At 66.5% G+C, this 19,751-nt stretch carries 16 protein-coding genes and 3 tRNA genes; 3 read left to right on the top strand and 16 right to left on the bottom strand.

Features of this window, described 5'->3' with window-relative positions:
* Positions 1-41: 41 nt before the first annotated feature.
* From pyrH to rpsB, 3 genes are all read right to left on the bottom strand, one after another.
* Entirely contained in the window at positions 42-779 is a 738-nt protein-coding gene (gene pyrH, locus AC1DXI_RS02210; protein ID WP_018774549.1) for a UMP kinase, read from the bottom strand.
* Between the two features lie 174 nt (positions 780-953).
* The gene (tsf, locus tag AC1DXI_RS02205; RefSeq protein WP_476937258.1) at positions 954-1,790 is read right to left on the bottom strand and encodes a translation elongation factor Ts; all 837 of its coding nucleotides are present in this window, start codon (positions 1,788-1,790) and stop codon (positions 954-956) included.
* A 133-nt stretch (positions 1,791-1,923) separates the two neighbouring features.
* A complete protein-coding gene (gene rpsB / locus AC1DXI_RS02200) occupies positions 1,924-2,823 on the bottom strand; it encodes a 30S ribosomal protein S2 (RefSeq protein WP_370119513.1) in 900 nt (299 codons plus the stop codon).
* 469 nt (positions 2,824-3,292) lie between these two features.
* Here rpsB and AC1DXI_RS02195 point away from each other — a divergent pair, with 469 nt between their 5' ends.
* Complete coding sequence (locus AC1DXI_RS02195; protein ID WP_476937257.1) at positions 3,293-3,922, top strand: M23 family metallopeptidase; 630 nt, start codon at positions 3,293-3,295, stop codon at positions 3,920-3,922.
* 77 nt (positions 3,923-3,999) lie between these two features.
* Here the strand turns inward: AC1DXI_RS02195 and AC1DXI_RS02190 are convergent, their stop codons facing one another.
* The 6 genes from AC1DXI_RS02190 to AC1DXI_RS02165 all read right to left on the bottom strand — a co-directional run bounded on the left by AC1DXI_RS02190 (position 4,000) and on the right by AC1DXI_RS02165 (position 9,435).
* Positions 4,000-5,190 carry an acyl-CoA dehydrogenase family protein gene (locus AC1DXI_RS02190; protein WP_476937256.1) on the bottom strand — a complete coding sequence of 397 codons (1,191 nt, stop codon included), beginning with the start codon at positions 5,188-5,190 and terminating at the stop codon, positions 4,000-4,002.
* Between the two features lie 215 nt (positions 5,191-5,405).
* Positions 5,406-5,479, bottom strand: a tRNA-Ile gene (locus AC1DXI_RS02185).
* 194 nt (positions 5,480-5,673) lie between these two features.
* On the bottom strand, positions 5,674-6,870 hold the full coding sequence (locus tag AC1DXI_RS02180; RefSeq protein WP_018774554.1) for a glycosyltransferase: 1,197 nt from the start codon (positions 6,868-6,870) through the stop codon (positions 5,674-5,676).
* Between the two features lie 105 nt (positions 6,871-6,975).
* On the bottom strand, positions 6,976-7,878 hold the full coding sequence (locus tag AC1DXI_RS02175; protein WP_476937255.1) for a DMT family transporter: 903 nt from the start codon (positions 7,876-7,878) through the stop codon (positions 6,976-6,978).
* Entirely contained in the window at positions 7,878-8,501 is a 624-nt protein-coding gene (locus tag AC1DXI_RS02170; RefSeq protein ID WP_370119501.1) for a CDP-alcohol phosphatidyltransferase family protein, read from the bottom strand. Before AC1DXI_RS02170 ends, AC1DXI_RS02175 begins: the two co-directional genes overlap by 1 nt.
* A gap of 55 nt (positions 8,502-8,556) precedes the next feature.
* The gene (locus AC1DXI_RS02165) at positions 8,557-9,435 is read right to left on the bottom strand and encodes a phage holin family protein (protein WP_476937254.1); all 879 of its coding nucleotides are present in this window, start codon (positions 9,433-9,435) and stop codon (positions 8,557-8,559) included.
* A 184-nt stretch (positions 9,436-9,619) separates the two neighbouring features.
* Between AC1DXI_RS02165 and AC1DXI_RS02160 the strand changes: the two genes are divergently transcribed.
* Both AC1DXI_RS02160 and AC1DXI_RS02155 read left to right on the top strand, forming a co-directional pair.
* Positions 9,620-10,843: a multidrug effflux MFS transporter gene (locus tag AC1DXI_RS02160; RefSeq protein ID WP_018774558.1), complete on the top strand. Its 1,224-nt coding sequence runs from the start codon at positions 9,620-9,622 to the stop codon at positions 10,841-10,843.
* A gap of 335 nt (positions 10,844-11,178) precedes the next feature.
* Entirely contained in the window at positions 11,179-11,586 is a 408-nt protein-coding gene (locus AC1DXI_RS02155; RefSeq protein ID WP_079551475.1) for a hypothetical protein, read from the top strand.
* 122 nt (positions 11,587-11,708) lie between these two features.
* Here the strand turns inward: AC1DXI_RS02155 and AC1DXI_RS02150 are convergent.
* The 7 genes from AC1DXI_RS02150 to AC1DXI_RS02120 all read right to left on the bottom strand — a co-directional run bounded on the left by AC1DXI_RS02150 (position 11,709) and on the right by AC1DXI_RS02120 (position 19,554).
* A tRNA-Asn gene (locus AC1DXI_RS02150) sits at positions 11,709-11,781 on the bottom strand.
* A gap of 135 nt (positions 11,782-11,916) precedes the next feature.
* A tRNA-Asn gene (locus tag AC1DXI_RS02145) sits at positions 11,917-11,989 on the bottom strand.
* Between the two features lie 53 nt (positions 11,990-12,042).
* Positions 12,043-14,001: a DNA primase gene (gene dnaG / locus AC1DXI_RS02140; RefSeq protein ID WP_476937253.1), complete on the bottom strand. Its 1,959-nt coding sequence runs from the start codon at positions 13,999-14,001 to the stop codon at positions 12,043-12,045.
* Positions 14,002-14,053: 52 nt separating this feature from the next.
* Positions 14,054-15,343, bottom strand: coding sequence for a deoxyguanosinetriphosphate triphosphohydrolase (locus AC1DXI_RS02135; protein ID WP_476937252.1), 1,290 nt, complete (start codon positions 15,341-15,343; stop codon positions 14,054-14,056).
* A complete protein-coding gene (gene dusB, locus AC1DXI_RS02130) occupies positions 15,336-16,514 on the bottom strand; it encodes a tRNA dihydrouridine synthase DusB (RefSeq protein ID WP_476937251.1) in 1,179 nt (392 codons plus the stop codon). The genes AC1DXI_RS02135 and dusB overlap by 8 nt, the downstream gene beginning before the upstream one ends.
* 100 nt (positions 16,515-16,614) lie before the next feature.
* The gene (locus tag AC1DXI_RS02125) at positions 16,615-18,111 is read right to left on the bottom strand and encodes a YibE/F family protein (RefSeq protein WP_476937250.1); all 1,497 of its coding nucleotides are present in this window, start codon (positions 18,109-18,111) and stop codon (positions 16,615-16,617) included.
* A gap of 69 nt (positions 18,112-18,180) precedes the next feature.
* Positions 18,181-19,554: an FAD-binding oxidoreductase gene (locus tag AC1DXI_RS02120; RefSeq protein ID WP_476937249.1), complete on the bottom strand. Its 1,374-nt coding sequence runs from the start codon at positions 19,552-19,554 to the stop codon at positions 18,181-18,183.
* Positions 19,555-19,751: the final 197 nt, after the last annotated feature.

Raw genomic sequence — 19,751 nt, 5'->3', positions numbered from 1 at the left:
CGCCTGGCGGCGGAAAGGTCCTGAAAACATCCTAGCCGTTGCTAGGGGGTGACGACGGTGCCCAGGTCCTCGCCCCGGATGGCGCGGGTGACGTTGCCCTCGCCTTCCATGCCGAAGACCACCATCGTGAGGTTGTTGTCCTTGCACATGGTCATCGCGGTCTGGTCCATCACGCGGATGTCGCGGCGGAGGGCGTCGTCGTAGCTGAGGCGGTGCAGCTTCTCCGCCGTCGGGTCCTTCTTCGGGTCGGCGGTGTAGACGCCGTCGACGCCGCTCTTGGCCATCAGGACGACGTCGGCGTGGACCTCCATGGCGCGCTGGGCGGCCACGGTGTCCGTGGAAAAGTACGGCAGTCCGGCGCCGGCGCCGAAGATGACAACCCGGCCCTTTTCCATGTGGCGGATGGCGCGGCGGGGAATGTAGGCCTCGGCAACCTGGCCCATGGTGATGGCGCTCTGCACGCGCGTTTCCACCCCGGCCTGCTCCAGGAAGTCCTGGAGCGCGAGGCAGTTCATGACGGTTCCGAGCATGCCCATGTAGTCGGCGCGGGAGCGGTCCATGCCGCTCTGGGACAGTTCGGCGCCGCGGAAGAAGTTGCCTCCGCCGACGACGATTGCGACCTCGACGTCGGGAACTGCGGCGGCGATCTGCTTGGCCACGCCACGGACGGTATCCGGGTCGACGCCCAGTTTCCCGCCGCCGAAGACCTCGCCGGAGAGCTTCAAGAGGACGCGGCGCCTGTTCTTCTTTGGCTGGGCTGAAGTGGTGACGGTTTCCATGGTGCCTTCCCGTTGGTGAACTCTGAGTTAGGTTATCGTGCTGGGCGCCCAGGGCGGCATTCCGGCCGTGACCGGAACCGGTGCCTCACGGGTGCATGCAAAAGGGGTGGCCACCGTGGTGACCACCCCCTTAGCGTGTCTTGCTAGTGCCTGACTGGTGTCTGGCCAGTCTGACTAGGAACCGACGCGGAAGCGCGTGAACGCGGTTCCCTTGACGCCGGCCTCTTCGAGGACCTGGGCGACAGACTTCTTGGCATCCTTGGCGAATGCCTGGTCGAGGAGAACCTCGCCCTTGTAGAAGCCGGTGACGCGGCCTTCGACGATTTTGGTCATCGCGGCTTCGGGCTTGCCCTCGGCCTTGGCGGTTTCCTCGGCGATGCGGCGCTCGGACTCGACGAGCTCGGCCGGAACATCCTCGCGGGAGAGGTAGTTCGGGGACATCGCAGCGACGTGAACGGCGACGTCGTKGGCTGCGGTGGCAGCCGCTTCGCCTTCGCCGTCAACAGCAAAGAGCACGCCGACCTGGGCCGGGAGATCCTTGGAGGTCTTGTGCAGGTAAGCGTCGACCGTAGCGCCCTCGATGCGGGAGATGCGGCGGACAACAACCTTCTCGCCCAGAACAGCGCCCTCTTCGATGACTACCTCGGACAGCGGCTTGCCGTCGACCTCGGTGGCCAGCAGGGTCTCGAGATCGGCAGCGCCGGACTCGACGGCCACGGTGAGGACCTTGTCAGCCAGCTGGATGAACTTGTCAGCCTTGGCGACGAAGTCGGTCTCGCAGTTGACTTCGATCATCACGCCGACGCCGTTGGCGACCTTGGCAGCAACCAGGCCTTCAGCGGTGGAGCGGCCTTCGCGCTTGGTGGCGCCCTTCAGGCCCTTGATGCGGATGATTTCGATGGCCTTCTCGGCGTCACCGTTGGCTTCGTCAAGAGCCTTCTTGACATCCATCATGCCGGCGCCGGTGCGCTCGCGCAGAGCCTTGATATCAGCGGCAGTGTAGTTCGCCATGTGAACCCCTCTGTCTAGAAATTTATGTGGTGTACGGACCGACAGGACGGCTGCTCACCGAGTGAGCGGCCATCCTGTCGGTACCCCCTATGCAGCTGAGCGCATGTGGGGAGATCCAGATTTACTTGTCTGACTACTTGGCTTCGTCGGCGGCCGGTGCTTCTTCAGAAGCGGGTGCCTCTTCAGCAGCCGGAGCAGCTTCAGCGGCCGGTGCCTCTTCAGCAGCCGGAGCAGCCTCAGCGGCGGGGGCTGCAGCAGCTTCAGCCTTGTTGCCTTCGAGGAGCTCGCGCTCCCACTCGGCCAGCGGCTCTTCCGGAGCTTCCGTGGTGCCGGTGGCGCGCTGGTTGCGGGCGATGAGGCCCTCAGCAACGGCGTCGGCGACCACGCGGGTCAGCAGGTTGACGGAGCGGATGGCGTCGTCGTTACCCGGGATCGGGAAGTCGACTTCGTCGGGATCGCAGTTGGTGTCCAGGATGGCTACAACCGGGATGTTCAGCTTCTTGGCCTCGTCGACAGCAAGGTGTTCCTTCTTGGTGTCAACGATCCACAGCGCGGACGGCGCCTTGGTCAAGTTGCGGATACCACCGAGGTTGGTTTCCAGCTTGGTGAGTTCGCGGCGAAGGAGCAGCAGTTCCTTCTTGGTGTAAGCCGAACCGGCGACGTCGTCGAAGTCGATCTCTTCGAGTTCCTTCATGCGCTGGATGCGCTTGGAGACCGTCTGGAAGTTGGTCAGCATACCGCCGAGCCAACGCTGGTTGACGTAGGGCTGGCCAACGCGGGTGGCCTGCTCGGCGATGGATTCCTGCGCCTGCTTCTTGGTGCCGACGAAGAGAACGGTGCCGCCGTGTGCAACGGTGGCCTTCACGAACTCGTAGGCACGGTCGATGTAGGACAGCGACTGCTGCAGGTCAATGATGTAGATACCGTTGCGCTCCGTGAAGATGAAGCGCTTCATCTTCGGGTTCCAACGGCGGGTCTGGTGTCCAAAGTGGACGCCGCTGTCAAGCAGCTGGCGCATAGTTACGACGGGCATGCCGACGCTCCTTCCGGCAGGTCATTCATGAGAGAGCCCATGGCCCTCTTACCCTGCCAATAGTTGACGGTTGTTTAGCATTCGCCCGGGATGGGCGTTGCTCCTGGCATCCACTGCACTTCCCATCCGCGCCATGCCATGTGGAACGGACCGCAGGAGGCGCAGTCCTCCGCAGCCGAAGTTTGTGGCTTCTTTTGAGGAGGGCTGGATACGCGTAGTCAGTTGTTGTTCCCCCGCACCCCTGAATGAGGCGTGCCGGCTTCGGCAATCACGAAGTATCGCGACCTACAAGCGTGAGGGCACAGCAAACTGCTCCACCAAGTGTACTACAGCGGCCCCGCCCCGGAAGACGGTTTTGCCACGGCAGCGGGGCGGGGTTCCGGGGCTCGGGCGGGGGTCGGCGGGCACCTTATCCACATAGCCATGGCGGGAGATTCCGCCCGGGGTGCTGCCTTGGCAGGCTGGGGCCATGAAGCTCCCCATTGGCCTGCCGGCCTTGTTCCTGGCGGCACTGTTCCTGGCGGCACCGTTCCTGGCGCAGTCCCCCATCACCGCCGACGCCGCCCATATCTCCGCCGGCGCCGACGCCGCCCGGGCTGCGATTCCCCCCGACGCCGCCCGGGCTGCGATTTCCCCCGGCCAGGGCTCCCCACGGGCAGAGCCGGTCCCGGAACCTGCCTGGAGCTGGCCGCTCAGCCCGCGGCCGGCGGTGCTGCGCGCCTTCGATCCCCCGGCCAGGCCGTGGCTCAGCGGTCATCGCGGTGTCGATATTGAGGCGGCCTTTGATGGCGCCCCGCTCCTGTCGCCGGCCGCCGGGACGGTGAGCTTTGTCGGGACGGTGGTGGATCGGCCGGTCATCACGATCGATCACGGCAACGGGCTGCGCAGCAGTTTCGAGCCGGTGGCGAGTTCACTGACGGCTGGTGCCGCGGTGGCGGAGGGCGAGGTCCTGGGGCAGGTGCAGGCCGGCCACTGCGGCCCGGCCCCGCCCTGCCTCCACTGGGGCGTCCGCCGCGGCGAGGACTACGTCAACCCGCTGGCGTTCGTGATGGACCTCAGGCCTTCCGTCCTGCTCCCGCCCCTGGAGCCGGGTCCATGATGCAGCATTTGGCGCCGCCTTTGATGCGCGGCTCCTCCGTTGAGGCACGCGGGCCTCCGCGGCGGCCGTTTGGCGCGTCAGACGATCGCGGAAATGCCCGTGATCGCCCGGCCGGTGACCAGGGTGTTGATTTCGTGCGTGCCCTCGTAGGAGTAGATGGCTTCGGCATCCGCAAAGACCTTGGCCATTTCGAAGTCCGTCACGATCCCGTTGCCGCCGAGGATGCTCCGGCCCAGGGCCACGCTTTCACGCATGCGCGCGGTGGTGAACGCCTTGGCCAGGGCGGACTGCTCGTCCTTCGCCTCCCCCGCATCCTCCAGCTGGGAGAGCCTCACCATCATGCCCATGGAGCTGACGGCGTTGCCGAGGATCTGCACGAGCTGGTGCTGGATCAGCTGGAAGGAGGCAATCGGGCGGCCGAACTGGCTGCGTTCCACGGCGTAGCGCCGGGCGACGTCGAAGGCGGCGAGCTGCTGCCCCACCGCTTGCCAGGCAACGGCCAGGCGGGTGACTTTCAGGACCTTGTTCGTGTCGCGGAAGCTGTTGGCATTGGCGAGCTTGAAGAACTCCGGCACCACAACGTTATCGAGCGTGATGTCGGCGTTCTGAACCGTGCGCAGCGAGATCTTGTTCTCGATTTTCGAGGCACTGTATCCCTCGGTCTTGGTGTCCACGAGGAACCCTTTGACCTGGTTGTCGTCGACATCGCGGGCGTAGATGACCACCCAGTCGGAGAAGGTTGCGTTGCCGATCCAGCGCTTGGCTCCATTGAGGATCCAGTTCCCGCCGTCGCGCCGCGCCGTGGTGCGCGTACCGCCGGCGACGTCGGAGCCGCCAAGGGGCTCGGTGAGGCCGAAGGCGCCGATCTTCTTGAGCGAGTAGATCTCGGGAAGCCACGCGTCCTGCTGCTCCTGGGAGGCAAGGGCTTCGATGGAGCCGGTGAAGAGTCCGTCATGGACGCCCATGAACGTCGCGATCGACGTGTCGGCGCGGGTGGCCTCCGCGTGCAGGATGCCGGCGAAGAGGTTCGAGTAGCCCTGCCTCCGGACGGGGCTGACCAGGTCGATTTCTGCCAGCTTCGGGATCAGCTCCATGGGGAACTCAGCGCGATTCCAGCAATCGACGGCGATCGGCCGGACTTCGCGGGCAAGGAACTCGCGGACTTCGGCCAGCCTGTCCTGCTCCTTGGCGCTGAGCAGCTGCTCGAACGCAAAGAAGTCGCCATCGGCGTAGGGCAGGTTATGGATGTCGATGGCAGCTTTGGACATGGTGTTCCTTCACTCGATCAGCGGGGACCAAAAGGGCGCGGGCTTCGCGCCGACGATATGTTACTCATGAGTAACATATCGCAGTGTCGAGTCGCCTGCAAGCGTCAGACCCGACAAAAGCCCGACAAAAACGGGAGCCGTGGCCGACGTCGGACGTCAGCCACGGCTCCCGTGGTTGCGGGCCCCGGATGAGGAGGCTGCCGCAGAAATGAATGTAGGGCTACTCGGACTTGAACCGAGGACCTTAGGATTATGAGTCCCGCGCTCTAACCAGCTGAGCTATAGCCCCCTGCGCCCGGAGCCGGACCTGGCCCGCGGGGGCCGGATTGGTTCCGGGCAAAAATACTCTAGCAATAGTAGACGCATCACACGTGCACGCCGCCACCGGCGAGCGGCCTGGCGCAACTGACCTGGATGCTGTGGGACTGGACACACTGGGACTGGACGCGTTCGGAGTGGACGCATCCCTGCCAGGCGGCGTGCCTAGAGGACCAGGTCGTCGTAGCTGGCGCCCCGGTAGATGTCCTCAAATGTCTGCAGCGTGCGCGCGATGCCGTGGCTTTCCACCATTTCGCGGCTGGTCTTGCCCATCGCATCACGCTCGTGGTCCGGCAGCGAGAACACGCGCGTCAGCTTGGCGGCGAGGTCGTCGCTGTCGTTGGGGATAAAGAGGTAGCCGTTTTCCCCGTCGCGGACCAGGTGCGGCAGCGCCATGGCGTTGGCCAGAAGGACTGGCGTCGACGCCGACATCGCCTCCAGGGTCACGAGGGACTGGAGCTCCGCCGTGCCGGGCATGCAGAACACGTCGGCCGTGATGTAGGCCTTGCGAAGCTCGGCGTCGCTGGCCAGGCCGAGGAACCTGACCCGGTCCGCCAGTCCGAGCCGGGCGACCTGTGCCTCGAGGGCAGGACGGACTTCGCCGCCGCCGACGATTTCGAGGTGGATGTCCAGTTCTTTGGGCGTCTTGGCTACGGCGTCGATCAGGACGTCCACGTGCTTCTCCTCCGCCAGCCGGCCGGCGAAGAGCACGGTGGGGCTTGCGTGGCGTTCCGCGGTTTCGCCGGGATGCAGCTCGTAGGCGGCGGCGTCGATGCCGTTGGAGAGGGGCAGGACCTGGCGGAGGAAGGCGTGCTGGTGCATGGCCTTGGCGGCAAGCGGTGTGGGTGTGGTCACCACGTCGGCCTGGCCCATGACCTTGCCCATGTCACGCCAGGAGATCCGGCCCACGATGTCTTTGAACCATTGCGGGAACGGCAGGAAGGGGTTCAGGTTTTCGGGCATGAAGTGGTTGGTCGCCACCACCCGGATGCCGCGCTTCACGGCCTCGTACAGGACGTGCTCGCCGATCATGTAGTGGCTCTGGATGTGCACCACGTCCGGCTGGATGCGGTCGAACAGCAGCCCGATTTCCTTTTTGATCTCCCAGGGGAAGGTGACCCGGAAATACTCGTGCGTGGGCACGGAGTGGGAGCGCAGGCGGTGGACGGTGGCCTCGTCGCTGAACTCGCTGTAGCTCGGGCCCTTGCCCGGGCGGCATGCCAGGACGTGGACCTCGTGACCGCGGGCGGTCATCCCCTTGGCCAGGCGGTAGCCGAACTGGGCGGCGCCGTTGACGTGGGGCGGGTACGTGTCAGCGGCAATCAGGATGGTCAGCGGCGGCTGGTTGTCGGACGTGGTCACGTGGAGAGCTCCTGGTGGTCGCTGTGCGGTCAGCTGGATCAAAGGTGGCCGGCTGGCCATCGGCGCACGGGCGCCGGGCCTGCAGCCGAAGTCTGGGCGGACGCCCTAGGACCTGCCCGCAGTCTTCCGCGCGTCCTTCTTGCGCTTGGTGACTTCCGGGTGGTGTCTGGAAAGGGCTATTACTCCCACGATAGCAAGTGATGCGGCCGTCCCCATGGCGATAGCCATCACAGGCTGGACGTCGGGACGCAGTTCTCCCAGAATTACGATGCCGATTGCGATGCCCACGATGGGGTCGATCACGGTCAAACCGGCGATCACGAGGTCCGGCGGTCCGCTGGAGTAGGCATTCTGTACGAACCACGATCCCAGCACGCCTGCAGCCACAATTGCCACGGCGCTGTACCACGGCACATTCAGCATGAACTGCCCGTTCGGGTCCAACAGATGCCGGCCGATGATGCGGGTCAGGACCGCCACGAAGCCGAACAGGACGCCGGCGCCGAGGATGTAGACGAAGGCGCTCATGCGGTGCTTGAACAGGACGGCGAGCGTTCCGAAGAGCCCGACCGCCAGGGCCAGGAGCAGCACGATGGTCAGTTCGTCCGAGCTGCTGACGTTGTGGTTTTCCTGGGTGACATTGACGGCCAGCACCACAAAGAGTGCTGAACCTGTCACGCAGAGCGAGATGGCCACGATGGTGGCCCGGTTCATGCTCAGGCCCTGGTCCTTGGTGTTGACCACGGTGGTGATGACCAGGGCGATCGCGCCGATCGGTTGCACCACCGTCAGCGGGGCCATGACGAGCGCGACGGCGTTCATCGCCATCCCGACGCACAGCAGCATGAACCCGAAAAGCCAGCGCGGATTGCGCGCGAGCCGAAGCAGGCCGTGGGTGCTCAGCGCCAGGCCGCCGGTATCGGCCTTGACCGCGCTGCCCTGGCGCTGGGCGCCAAAGGCCAGGCAGAAGGCACCGAGCACCGCAAGCAGTACCGCAACCCAGACCATCAGTGGGAGCCGCCGTCGTGCGCGCGAAGTTGCCTGCCCTTGCCGATGATGGCCCAGACGTAGTTGTAGGCCGCGATCCAGTGCCCGACGAGGCCCAGGCCCAGGAAGATCCACGCGACCGTGGCGTACACGTCCGCTGCGGGCACCGGCAGTTTGGACAGCACCAGCAGCGGGGTGCCCACCAGCAGCAGGCCCGTCCGGATTTTTCCGATCCGGCTCACCGGCAGATCCGGGTGGCCGTGGAAATAGAACAGTGACAGGGCCAGCAGGACCGCGTCCGGGACCAGCAGCGCGGCGAGATACCACCACTCGACGACGCCTGCGATCACGAGGGTCACGGCGACGGCGATCAGCGAAAGCCTGTCCGCAATCGGGTCCATGACCCGGCCGAGGTTGGACATTTGATTGAAGCGGCGGGCGATGTAGCCGTCCACCCAGTCGGTGCTGGCCATAATGGCGAGCACGAGGGCACCGTAACCGTACTTGTGCTCCGAGAGAACCAGCCAGATGAACACCGGAACACCAAGGAAGCGCACCACGGTCAGGACATTGGGGACCGTGAAGACCGCGTCGCGGTGGACGAGGGGCTGCCCGGGGCGGGCGCCAGCGCCGATGAACTTCATCGATTCCCCCCTTCCGTGGACGGCAACGGTTTGGCGTTTGGGTTCAGGGATCTGCCTAGCCCTTTAGCAGCCTGCGCACAAGGACCGCGAGGGCGGCTCCCGACGCGGCGAGCACAGCCAGGGGCTTCCAGCGCTGCTTGATCGTGTCGGCCAGACCCTGCCCGTCAGCGGATGTGGAGGACCCCGCCGAGGTGCGGACTGAGGAGCGGAAGCCTGCGATCTTGTCGCTGAGCTGCTCTTTGCCGTCCTGGAGCCGGGCCTGGGTGGCGGCCAGCAGGGTTTGGGCCTGGGTCTTGACGTCGAGTTCGCGGCCGAGGTCGTCGCGCACGCCGGTGAGATGCGTGCGCCGCTGGTCCACCCGGCGTCGGAGTTCGGCCTCTGTGGGGGGCGGCCCGAAGTCGGGCTTGGCTGCCGCTTTGGCTTCCTTCTCCGCCTTCGCCTTGGCGGCGGCGGCTTCCTTGGCGGCCTTGGCGGCTTTGTACTGTTCGGAGTTCGGATCCAGGATCGCCGCGTCGAAGGCGGAGCCCTCCTTGGCGATGCCGAGGTCGTACTTGAGCCCCCGGATAGTTTCCTCGGGGACCAGCGGCATGAGCTTCTTGAACTTGTTCAGACCGATGAGCGCCCCGATCGCGGCGATGACCAGGAAGACTGCGCAGACCAGCAGGGCGGCGAGCCAGGCGGGCATGATCGTGGCCAGTCCCATGATTGCCGCAACGACGAGTCCGACCAGCAGGAGCGCAACGAACACCAGGGCGACGGCGAAGAAGGCGCCTGCTACGCCGAGCTGGATCCCCTTGCGCTTGATTTCGGCCTTGGCCAGCGCAATCTCGTCACTGAGTTGCCGGGGCGCCAGCTTGAAGATCATCTTCAGGGTTTGCGGCAGCGCGGAAATGCGCAGCCCACCGCCTGTCCCGCCGCTGTGACGTCCGCTCATCGGTCCCGCCTAACTGGTGCCATCCGTCGATCCGCTCGCGCGGGCTTGCCGGGTCTGGACAGCTTCGCACAGACCCCGGTGTCAAAACTATCATTTAGGCTCTTGGGAGGCCCTTTCGGGCAAGGTGTGGCGCGCCTGCCCAGCCACCGGCTGGCCGTCCCGGCGGGCCCTAGGATGGACCTCTGTGAGCACACCCCACAATCCCGGTGATTCCCTGAGCCGCCGTCGTAAATTCCTCTACATCCTGACGCTCGGCGCTCTGACCGCCCTCGGGCCGTTCACGGTTGACCTCTACTTGCCCGCATTCCCGGCCCTGGAAGAAAGCCTTGGCGTCTCCGCGGCCGCGGTGCAGCTGACGCTCACGGGGACGACCATAGGATTCGCGCTGGGACAGCTGGTAGTGGGTCCGCTGAGTGACAAGTTCGGCCGGCGGCTGCCCCTGATCGTGGCGACGGCGGTTCACATCGCGGCATCCCTGGGCGCCGCGCAGTCCACAGACATCGCCACGCTGGGCTTCTTCCGGGTCCTCATGGGCGTCGGGGCTGCCGGAGGCGGTGTGGTGGCCATGGCCATGGTCCGTGACCTGTTCAGCGGCTACGCGATGGTGCGGATGTTCGCGAGGATGGCCCTTGTCAACGGGCTGGCCCCGATCCTCGCCCCGGTGATCGGCTCCCAGCTGCTGTTGCTGGTCCCCTGGCCCGGCATCTTCTTATTCCTGGCCGCCTACGGGACCTGCGTCATCATCGCGGCCCTCTTCGTGATCCGGGAGACCCTGCCGCCGGAGCTGCGCGGCAAATCCGGGATGACCGCGGGCCAGCGTTACAAAGTGCTCTTCTCCGACCGGATCTTCGTGGGCCTGCTGCTGGTGGGCGGGATGAACTTCGCGGGCCTCTTCACCTACCTCTCGGCCTCGCCGTTCCTGTTCCAGAACGTGTACGGGTTCACGCCCCAGCAGTACGGCCTGCTCTTTGGCGTCAACTCGCTGGGCATCGTGGCAGGCGTGCAGACCAGCGCAAGGCTCATCAAGCGCGTCCCGCCGCAATGGATCCTGGCCTGTTCCACGGCCTGGATGTTCGTCATGGCCGTCCTGATTGTCGTCTTCGACCAGCTGGGGTTCGGGCTGTGGGGCGTCCTGGTGCCGCTGTGGTTCTATATCCTCGGCGCCGGTTTCACCTTCCCCACCGTGCAGGTCCTGGCCCTGTCCAAACATGGCGCCCAGGCAGGAACCGCGGCTTCCCTTCTCGGCGCGGCGACCTTCTTGATGGCGGGCCTTATCTCGCCGGTGGTCGGCTGGCTCGGCGTCAGCTCCGCAACCCCGATGGGCGCTGTCCAGGCCGTCTGCATCCTGCTGGCGGCCGCTGCACTGTGGCTGGTTGTACGGCCCAGCACGGTGCCACCGATCCAGTAGCCGGGCTCCCCGGCAGGACATGCCCATTCTTCGCGGCTTCCCCGGCGGGACATGCCCATTCTTGGCGCCCAGGGCTGGACATATTGGCACTATGTCCACCCGCCAGGAGCACCACTGGACATGTCCCCACCGGCAGCCCGAATAGCGTGAATACCGGACACCGCCACACTGCGCTTCTCTCCGTTGCCCTGCCCGGCTGCCCCCTGTGGCCCGCCCGGTCGCTCGGCCGCACTCGGTCGCCCTGCCAAGCCGCACCCACAGCCCTGTCCCTGGCCTGCAGCCCTGCGCCCCGTCGCACCCTGTTCGACGTCCGCGGCGGGCGATAAAGTTATTTCATGCCCGACAGGCAGGATCACCCGCCCCTTCCGGCCACTTGGCAGCGGTGCGACGCCGGAATCCTGCCCCTGTGGTGGGATCGCTTGTGCGCCCAGACCAGTCCGCAATCGGCGGCCCTGTTTGCCGCCGGCCTTTTCACCGAAGACCGCCGGCGCCCAATTGCCCAGTGGTACAACCCTGCCTATGACTCCGCCCTCCTCGTGGCACCGGAATCTTCCCCGGAGTGGCCGGTGCAACGGTTCGGCATCTTCTATGCGCCCCCGGGCGGCGGATTCACCCAGGTGCACTCGGCGCCGCATGAATGGCACCCGCGGGAACCTCGGAAGTCCCCCACCGAGCTGGAGGCCTTCCAGGCAGCGGTCGCCGAGGCCCAGCGCTTTCTCCAGGTGGAAATGTACTTCGTCTGATCCCGCCCCTGAACTGCCCCTTGGGACGTCCGGCTGAAAGCCCAGCCCACTGACGGAGCAACAAAAACGACGAAATAAAAAAGGTCCCGCGGCTGGTTTTCACCGGCCGCGGGACCTGTCCGCTCCTCCTGCTGGACTTGAACCAGCAACCCTTCGATTAACAGTCGAATGCTCTGCCAATTGAGCTAAGGAGGAATGAAGCAGGTACGACATTAGCAAAGGTTTTGCCGGTAGGGAAATCGGCCACGGAGCCAGCGCCAGCCAGTCGCGATATACCCCCTCCGGGTATAAAAAAGTCCCCGTTCCGGAACCCGGAACGGGGACTGCGCGCTCCTCCTGCTGGACTTGAACCAGCAACCCTTCGATTAACAGTCGAATGCTCTGCCAATTGAGCTAAGGAGGAATGAAGCGGGTATAAGCCTAGCAAACACCAGCCCGGGAAACGAAATCGGCGGCTCAGGCGTCCGAGCGCAGGGACCGCCGCTGCATCTCGAGTTGCATGAGTTCGCGGTTCAGCCGCTGGAATTCCTCGGGGTCAGCCGAGGCGTCCAGGCGCTGCAGCTGGCCCATCTTCTCGGCCTTGACCCGGGTGATCTGGAGTTCGAACAAGCGGGCGAGGATGTCCTTGCAGTAGCGCAGGACGCCTTCGGGAGTGTTGGCAGGCAGGGGCACCACAGAGAGCTCGGACACGAGCGGGCGCAGCGGTTCAGGGACCTCCTGCAGCAACTGCTCGACCCAGCGCACCGGATCCCCGGAAAACCCGAGTCCGGTGGCCCGGATGGCCTCGTGGATGGCGAGATAGGCGGGTGTGGAGAACCGCGCTTCCGAGAAGCGCTGCCAAGTCTCGCCCTCGAGCATGCCGGGTTCCTGCAGCGCGACCTCGAGCGCCTGACGCTCCATCGCTGCCACGGGGTCCCGGGGATCAGGGCGATTGAAGGACGGGAGTACGGCCGACGGCGGCAAGGGGGCAACGCCGGGCGCGGTCCCGGCATAGCCGCGGCCGGACCCGGCATAGCCCTGCCCGCCGCCCTGCCCGTGGCTCTGGGCATGGCCGCCGCCGCCCGGCGGAGCCGATGCGGCCTGCGCGGCGCGCTTGGTCGCCGCACCGACGGCCCTGCTGACCTCCTCGACCGGCATCCCCAGCCAGCCGGCGAGCTCCCGGGCATAGGCCGGCCGGATTCCGGCGTCGCGGATCTGCGCCACCACGGGCGCGGATTCACGCAGGGCCGCGATCCGGCCCTCGACAGTGTCCAGATTGTGCCGCTTCAGGGCGGCCCGGATGGCGAACTCAAACAGCGGGCGGCGGCTCCCGATCAAGTCCCGGACGGCGGAGTCGCCCTTGGACTGGCGCAGTTCGCAGGGGTCTGCGCCATTGGGTTCGACCGCCACGAAGGTTTGCGCGACAAACCGCTGGTCCTCTTCGAAGGCGCGCAGGGCCGCCTTCTGCCCGGCGGCGTCGCCGTCGAACGTGAAGATGACCTCTCCCCCACTGCCGTCATCGGAGAGCAGCCGGCGGGCGATCTTGATGTGCTCGGTGCCGAAGGCGGTCCCGCACGTGGCTACGGCCGTCGGAATTCCTGCCAGGTGGCAGGCCATGACGTCGGTGTAGCCTTCGACCACCACGAGCTGGCGGTCCTTGGCGATGTTGCGCTTGGCGAGGTCGATTCCGTAGAGGACCTGGGACTTCTTATAGAGCGCGGTTTCGGGGGTGTTCAGGTACTTCGGACCCTGGTCGTCCTCATAGAGCTTGCGTGCGCCGAAGCCGATGGTGTCGCCGGCGATATCCCGGATGGGCCAGATCAGCCGGCCGCGAAAACGGTCATAGATCCCCCGGCCGCCTTCCGAGAACATGCCGGTGAGCTTGAGCTCGGCGTCCGTGTAGCCGCGGCCGCGAAGGTGTTTGAGGAGCGAGTCCCAGCCCTGCGGTGCGTAGCCCACACCAAACTGTTCGGCCGCCGCACGGTCGAAGCCGCGCCCGTAGAGGAAGTTGCGGCCCTCCGCGGCGCCTGGGGTGAGCAGTTGGGCGCGGAAGAACTCGTCGGCCACCTTGTGCGCGTCCAGGAGACGCTGGCGCCGGCCGATGTCCTCCCGGTTGGGCCCGGACCCGCCGTCCTCGTAGTGGAGCTCGAAGCCGATCCGGTGGGCCAGCTTCTCGACAGCCTCGTGGAAGGAAATGTGGTCCAGCTTTTGGACGAAGGAGATGACGTCGCCGTCCTCGCCGCAGCCAAAGCAGTGGTACCGGCCAACCTGGGGGCGAACCGTGAAGGAAGGTGAGCGTTCGTCGTGGAAGGGGCACAGACCCTTGTAGGACCCCAGCCCGGCTCCCTTGAGCGTCACGTAGCCGTCGACGACTTCCTTGATGTCGGTGCGCTGGCGCACTTCATCGATGTCTTCGCGTTTGATCAGGCCGGCCACAGTGCCATCCTAGTCCCCGGGTACGACGCCGACGGGCCGGTCATGGTGGCCCTCACCACAGCGACGGCAGGCTGCCCACGAGACGCTCGTACATGGCCAGCGCCGAGCCGTCCGTCAGCGACGCGACCTGGTCGATGACGACGCGCAGCCGCGCGGCGTCGTCGCCCGCGTCGAGCCAGTCGGCGGCGAACATCGGCTCCAGGTGGCGGTCCCCCGTGGCGCTGAGCGCGGTGACGAGGGCATGCAGGACCTCGCGCTGGCGCTCGTAGATGGGCTGCCGGTGTTCGGTGGTCATCACGAAGGTGGTGGCCAGGCCCTTCATCACCGCGATTTCCATGACGGTCTCATCCGGGACGATCAGCTCCGCGTTGTAGCGGGTCAGGTTTTCCGGGCCGTAGACCGTGCGGGTGGCCTCCAGCGCGCTCTGGCAGAAGCGGCCGATGAGCTGGCTGGTCATGTCCTTGAGCGCCGCCATGGCCTTACGGCTGCCGTCGGCCTCGCGCACCCAGACATCCGTGCCCTCGAGCCGAGCCAGCGCGGCGTCGATCGCGGCGGGATCGTTGTGCGGCAGGTACCACTGCTTGGCGTAGCCGACGACGCGGGCGCGGTGGTCCGGGTTGTCCATCCAGCGCAGCTGGAAATGCCCTGCCACGATCGCGTCCTCGACGTCGTGCACCGAGTAGGAGATATCGTCCGCCAGGTCCATGACCTGCGCTTCGAGGCAGGACCGGCGTTCTGGGGCGCCGTCGCGGATCCAGTCGAAGATGGGGAGGTCGTCCTCGTAGGCGCCGAACTTGCTGGTCCGCTCCCCGTGGATGACCGGGGCGTTCACAGCGGACCACGGGTACTTGGCAGCGGCATCGAGGCTGGCCCGGGTCAGGTTCAGGCCGGCCGGCCGGCCGTCGGCGGCCAGGACCTTTGGCTCCAGCCGGCTCAGCAGCCGCAGCGTCTGGGCGTTGCCTTCGAAGCCGCCGATCCCGTGCGCCACCTCGTTGAGGGCCGCTTCGCCATTGTGGCCGAATGGCGGGTGGCCCAGGTCATGGCTGAGGCATGCGGTGTCCACGACGTCGGGGTCACAGCCCAGCGCACGGCCCAGTTCACGGCCCACCTGGGCAACTTCGAGGCTGTGGGTGAGCCGGGTCCGGACGAAGTCGTCGGTATCCGGGGCCACCACCTGGGTCTTCGCGCCGAGGCGGCGCAGCGCCGAGGAGTGCAGGACCCGTGCACGGTCGCGCTCGAAGTCCGAGCGGTAGGTGCTCTTGGGCGGCTCCTCGACCCAGCGGGCCCAGTCGCGGGAGGTGTAGCCGTCCAGGACGGGGGCGGTGGTCCGGGTCTCAGCCACCGGAGACGTCCAGTTCGGCAAAGGAAATGTCGCGGGTCTGCGCGTCATCCAGCGTCCGGTTCAGCAGCCAGTCCTTCGGTAGCGCAGGCTTTTTGGGCGAACCGGCGCGGCCGCGCGGACCCTCGGCGTCGCCTCCGGGATACGGCGAGTCGAGGTCCAGCTGGTCCAGGGTCCCGCGCAGCACCTCAAGGCTGGTGACGAGCGCCAGCTTGGTCCGCAGTTCGCTGCCGACCACGTAGCCCTTGAAGTACCAGGCAATGTGCTTGCGGATTTCGCGCAGGGCCTTGCCCTCGTCTCCGAACGTCTCGACCATGAGCTCCGCGTGCCGGTACACGCTCTCGGCCACCTGGCGCAGGTCCGGCCGGTGCCGCTGGTCGCTGCCTTCGAACGCGGCCATGAGGTCGCCGAACAGCCAGGGCCTGCCCTGGCAGCCGCGGCCGACGACGACGCCGTCCACACCCGTTTCGCGGACCATCCGGACCGCGTCCTCCGCGGACCAGATATCTCCGTTGCCGAGGACGGGAATGTCCGGCAGCGCCTCACGCAGCCGGGCGATGGCGGACCAGTCGGCCTGGCCGGAATAGAACTGGGCGGCCGTGCGGCCGTGAAGGGCGACGGCGGCGACGCCGGAATCGCGGGCGATCCGGCCGGCATCGAGGTAGGTGAGGTGGTCCTCGTCGATGCCCTTGCGCATCTTGATGGTCAGCGGGACGTTGCCCCTGGAGGCTTCCTTCACCGCCGTCTGGACGATCGAGGTGAAGAGGTCGATCTTCCACGGCAGGGCCGATCCGCCGCCGCGCCGGGTGACCTTGGGCACGGGGCAGCCGAAGTTGAGGTCGATGTGGTCCGCCCGGTCCTCCTCGACCAGCATCCGGACGGCCTGTCCGACAGTGACGGGATCCACGCCGTACAGCTGGACGGAGCGGACTTTTTCGTCGTCGTCGTGCGAAATGATGCGCAGCGACTCCGGCGTGCGCTCGACGAGGGCGCGGGAGGTGACCATCTCCGCCACATACAGGCCGCCGCCGTATTCACGGCACAGCCTGCGGAAGGCGGAGTTGGTGATGCCCGCCATGGGAGCCAGGATCACGGGGGTGTCCACCGTGATCGGGCCCAGCTTCAGGGGCGGGAGTTCCAGCTTGGGGGCGGGAGGGGTTGCTACAACAGTCACCCGACCATTGTCTCAAAGACGGGCAAATCGGCCCGGTCCCGCTCCGGCTATGTGGAAATCTCCCCTCTATGGCAGCGTTCGGGTGCCGACAGATCCCCCGTCAGCCGCGGAGTGCGGCCCGCCGCCCGCGGCGCGTGGCAGCACCACCGGCTCCGTCGGACCCGCCCGATTCGGGCCCGCCCGATTCGGACCCGCCCCAATCCGGCCCGCCCGCGTCCGGCCCGCCCGCGTCCGGCCCGATCCGTTCCGGTTCGGTCCCTTCCGGCTGAGTTCGTTCCGGCTGAGTTCGTTCCGGCGCGACCCTTGCCACCGCACCGCCCCTGATGCCGGTGGCCTTGACCACCAGTACGGCGATGAGGGTGGTGACCGGCACGGCAAGGACGAGTCCCACTGAGCCGACGAGGGTGCGGATGACTTCCTCGGAGAGTTCGGCACTGGTCAGGGCGTCCCCGAGCGGCCGCTCGTAGAGCATGACCAGGATCAGCACCGGCAGGGCCGCACCGGCGTACGCAAACGCGATGGTGTAGACGGTGGAGGCGATGTGGTCCCGGCCGATCCGCATGGCGGACGTGAAGAGCTGCCGGGCGCTGGTTTCGGGGGCGAGTTCCCACAGTTCCCAGACGGCCGAGGACTGCGTGATGGTGACGTCGTTGAGCACGCCCAGCCCGGAAATGATCAGTCCGCACAGGATGATGCCGGAGATCGAGATGTTGTCCGAGATGTTGGTCAGTGTGGCAGCGTCGTGGCTGCCCACACCGGCGAGGTTTGCGGCGTCGGTGGCCCAGGCCGCCAGCAGCGCTGTGATGGCGAGGCCGAACATCGTCCCGAGCAGCGCCGTCGACGTGCGGGCGGAGAAGCCGTGGGCGAAGTAGAGCACCCCGATCATGATCACCGTGGATCCCACGAGCGCCAGCAGCAGCGGCGGCTTGCCCTCGACCAGCCCGGGCAGCATGAATGAGATAAGCACGACGTAGGCGCCGACAAGTCCGATCAGCGCCCGCAGGCCGCGCCAGCGCGCCACGGCGATCACGACGACGGCGTAGAGCACGGCCAGGAAGATGATGGGCAGGGTCCGGACAAAGTCGACGAAGACGTAGGCCGGCGCGCCCTGGCCCGCGGCGCCCTGCACCTTTGAGAGGTTCAGGTAGCGGATGTTGTCCCCGGGCTTCACGCCGTGGGACTTCGCGACGTCAGGGTTGATGACCACCTTCACCGGGTTGCCGCCCTTGTCCGGCTCGGTGTAGGCGAACGTGCATTGTGAGCCCTCGTTCGGGGGCTGCGGCGCGGTGCCGGAACCGGGGGTGCCCTGCTGCGCCGCGGCGTCGCCGCCGGCCTGGACATCCGAACAGCTGCCGACGACGACCCGCTGGATTTTGCCGGTATCAAACGTCACCCCCGGGGCCGCCGCGTACGGGCTGGCCAGCGTGATGCCTTCCTTGCTCCCGGACGGCCACATGAAGGCCATGGCCGCCAGGGTCAGCAGGGTCAGCGGGATCAGGATGGCAGCCAGGATCCAGTTGGCCTTCTTCCGCGCCGCGAGCATTTGGGGCGTCGGCTCCGGATCTTCGTTGTGGGAGTGCGAGTGTCCGGCGCCCATCAGCAGTTCAACCTCATGCCGAAAACTTTACGGCGTGGACGGGGCCGCCCCCGACCGATGGCGCCGCGCTTACGCCGGGGCGATGTTCTGGTTGACGTGGAAGAGGTTCTGCGGATCGTACTTGGCCTTGACCTCCCTCAGCCGCTTGTAGTTCTCCCCGTAGTTCTCCGCAATCCTGGGCAGATCATCCCCGTCCATGAAGTTGATGTAGCCGCCGGGAGCCGAATAGGGCCGAAGGGCGGCCGCGTAGTCCCGTACCCACGCGATGTTTGCCTCGTTGTCCGCGGGGTCCAGCCACTGCGCCGCGATCACGGGCGAGAACTTCACGTTCCGGTTGGCGAACGCCGTGTCCTTGGCGCCCACCCGCTGGACTGCACCATCGATGGGGTAGAGGTGTACCGCGGTCTGCACGCTGGGGACCTTGCTGCCGTGTTCGATGTGCGCGGCGATGGCGCCGTCGTTGAGCTCGGCCAGAAAATCCGCTTTCCAGTAGGCTTGCATGCCGGGGGGCTGCAGCGGGTCGAAAGCCGTGTTCAAGGCGGGGTACGGCATCTGCCCCACCATGGATCCCGCAGCCGGTGCGGCGTCCAGGAACGGCTGCCAGCGTGCCGGACCTTCCGTCGGATCGCCGGTCCACATGCCGACGATGACGCACACCGGTTTGCCATGCCACTCCTCGGGCAGGAACGGAACTGGCGGGCCCTGGTGGAAGCCCAGGAACGCGCCAAACTCTTCAGGGGCGGTGGCCATGTGGTCCCGATAAAACCTCGCCACCGTCTCCGCATGCTCGATGGGGTAAATGATGATGCCGGCGTGGACCATGTCCACGGGGTGCATCCTGTACTCGAACGACGTCACGACGCCGAAGTTCCCGCCGCCGCCGCGCAACGCCCAGAACAGGTCCTCGTTCTCGCTTTCGCTGGCGGTAAGGAACTTTCCCTCGGCCGTGACGACGTCGGCAGAGAGGAGGTTGTCGCAGCTGAGACCATACTTGCGGCTCAGGTACCCGATGCCGCCGCCGAGGGTCAGCCCGGCGATGCCGGTCGAGCCGACAATGCCGCCAGGAGTTGCCAGCCCGAAGGCATGGGTCGCGTGGTTGAAGTCGGCCCACGTCGCACCCGGCTCCGCGCGCGCCGTCGCGGCTGCGGGATCGACCCGGACGCCGGTCATGTTGGAGAAGTCGATGACCAGGGCGTCATCCCACGTGCCAAAGCCCGGGGCGCTGTGTCCTCCACCGCGGACCGCCAAGTCCAGGGAGTTGTCCCGGGCGAAGTTGACGCAGGAGATGACATCGGCCACCTGGGATACCTGGGCCACCGCTGCCGGCCTCTTATCGATCATGCCGTTGAAGACCGCACGTGCCGCGTCGTAGCCGGCGTCGCCGGGCGTGATGATCTGTCCGCGGACTTGCCCGCGCAGGCTATCGAACTGTGTTCCGTTCATTTTCTATACCGTCGATTTCGTCGTGAGATTCGACCGGACGGTCCTCTGCGCTCCCAGCCGGCGTGGCGCCCGGAGGTTTACCTGCTCATGCCTACTCTTCCCGCATTTCCCCGTCAAGGGTTCACGGCAAGCCGCACCCATCACCGGGGGCGCCGGCTCCGAATCCACACTAGGGACCACCTGTCTTGACGGGAGCG

Source organism: Arthrobacter sp. P1_H7, assembly GCF_056405215.1.
Note: the sequence above shows the minus strand (reverse complement) of the source record. Positions and strands in the feature narration are given on the sequence as shown.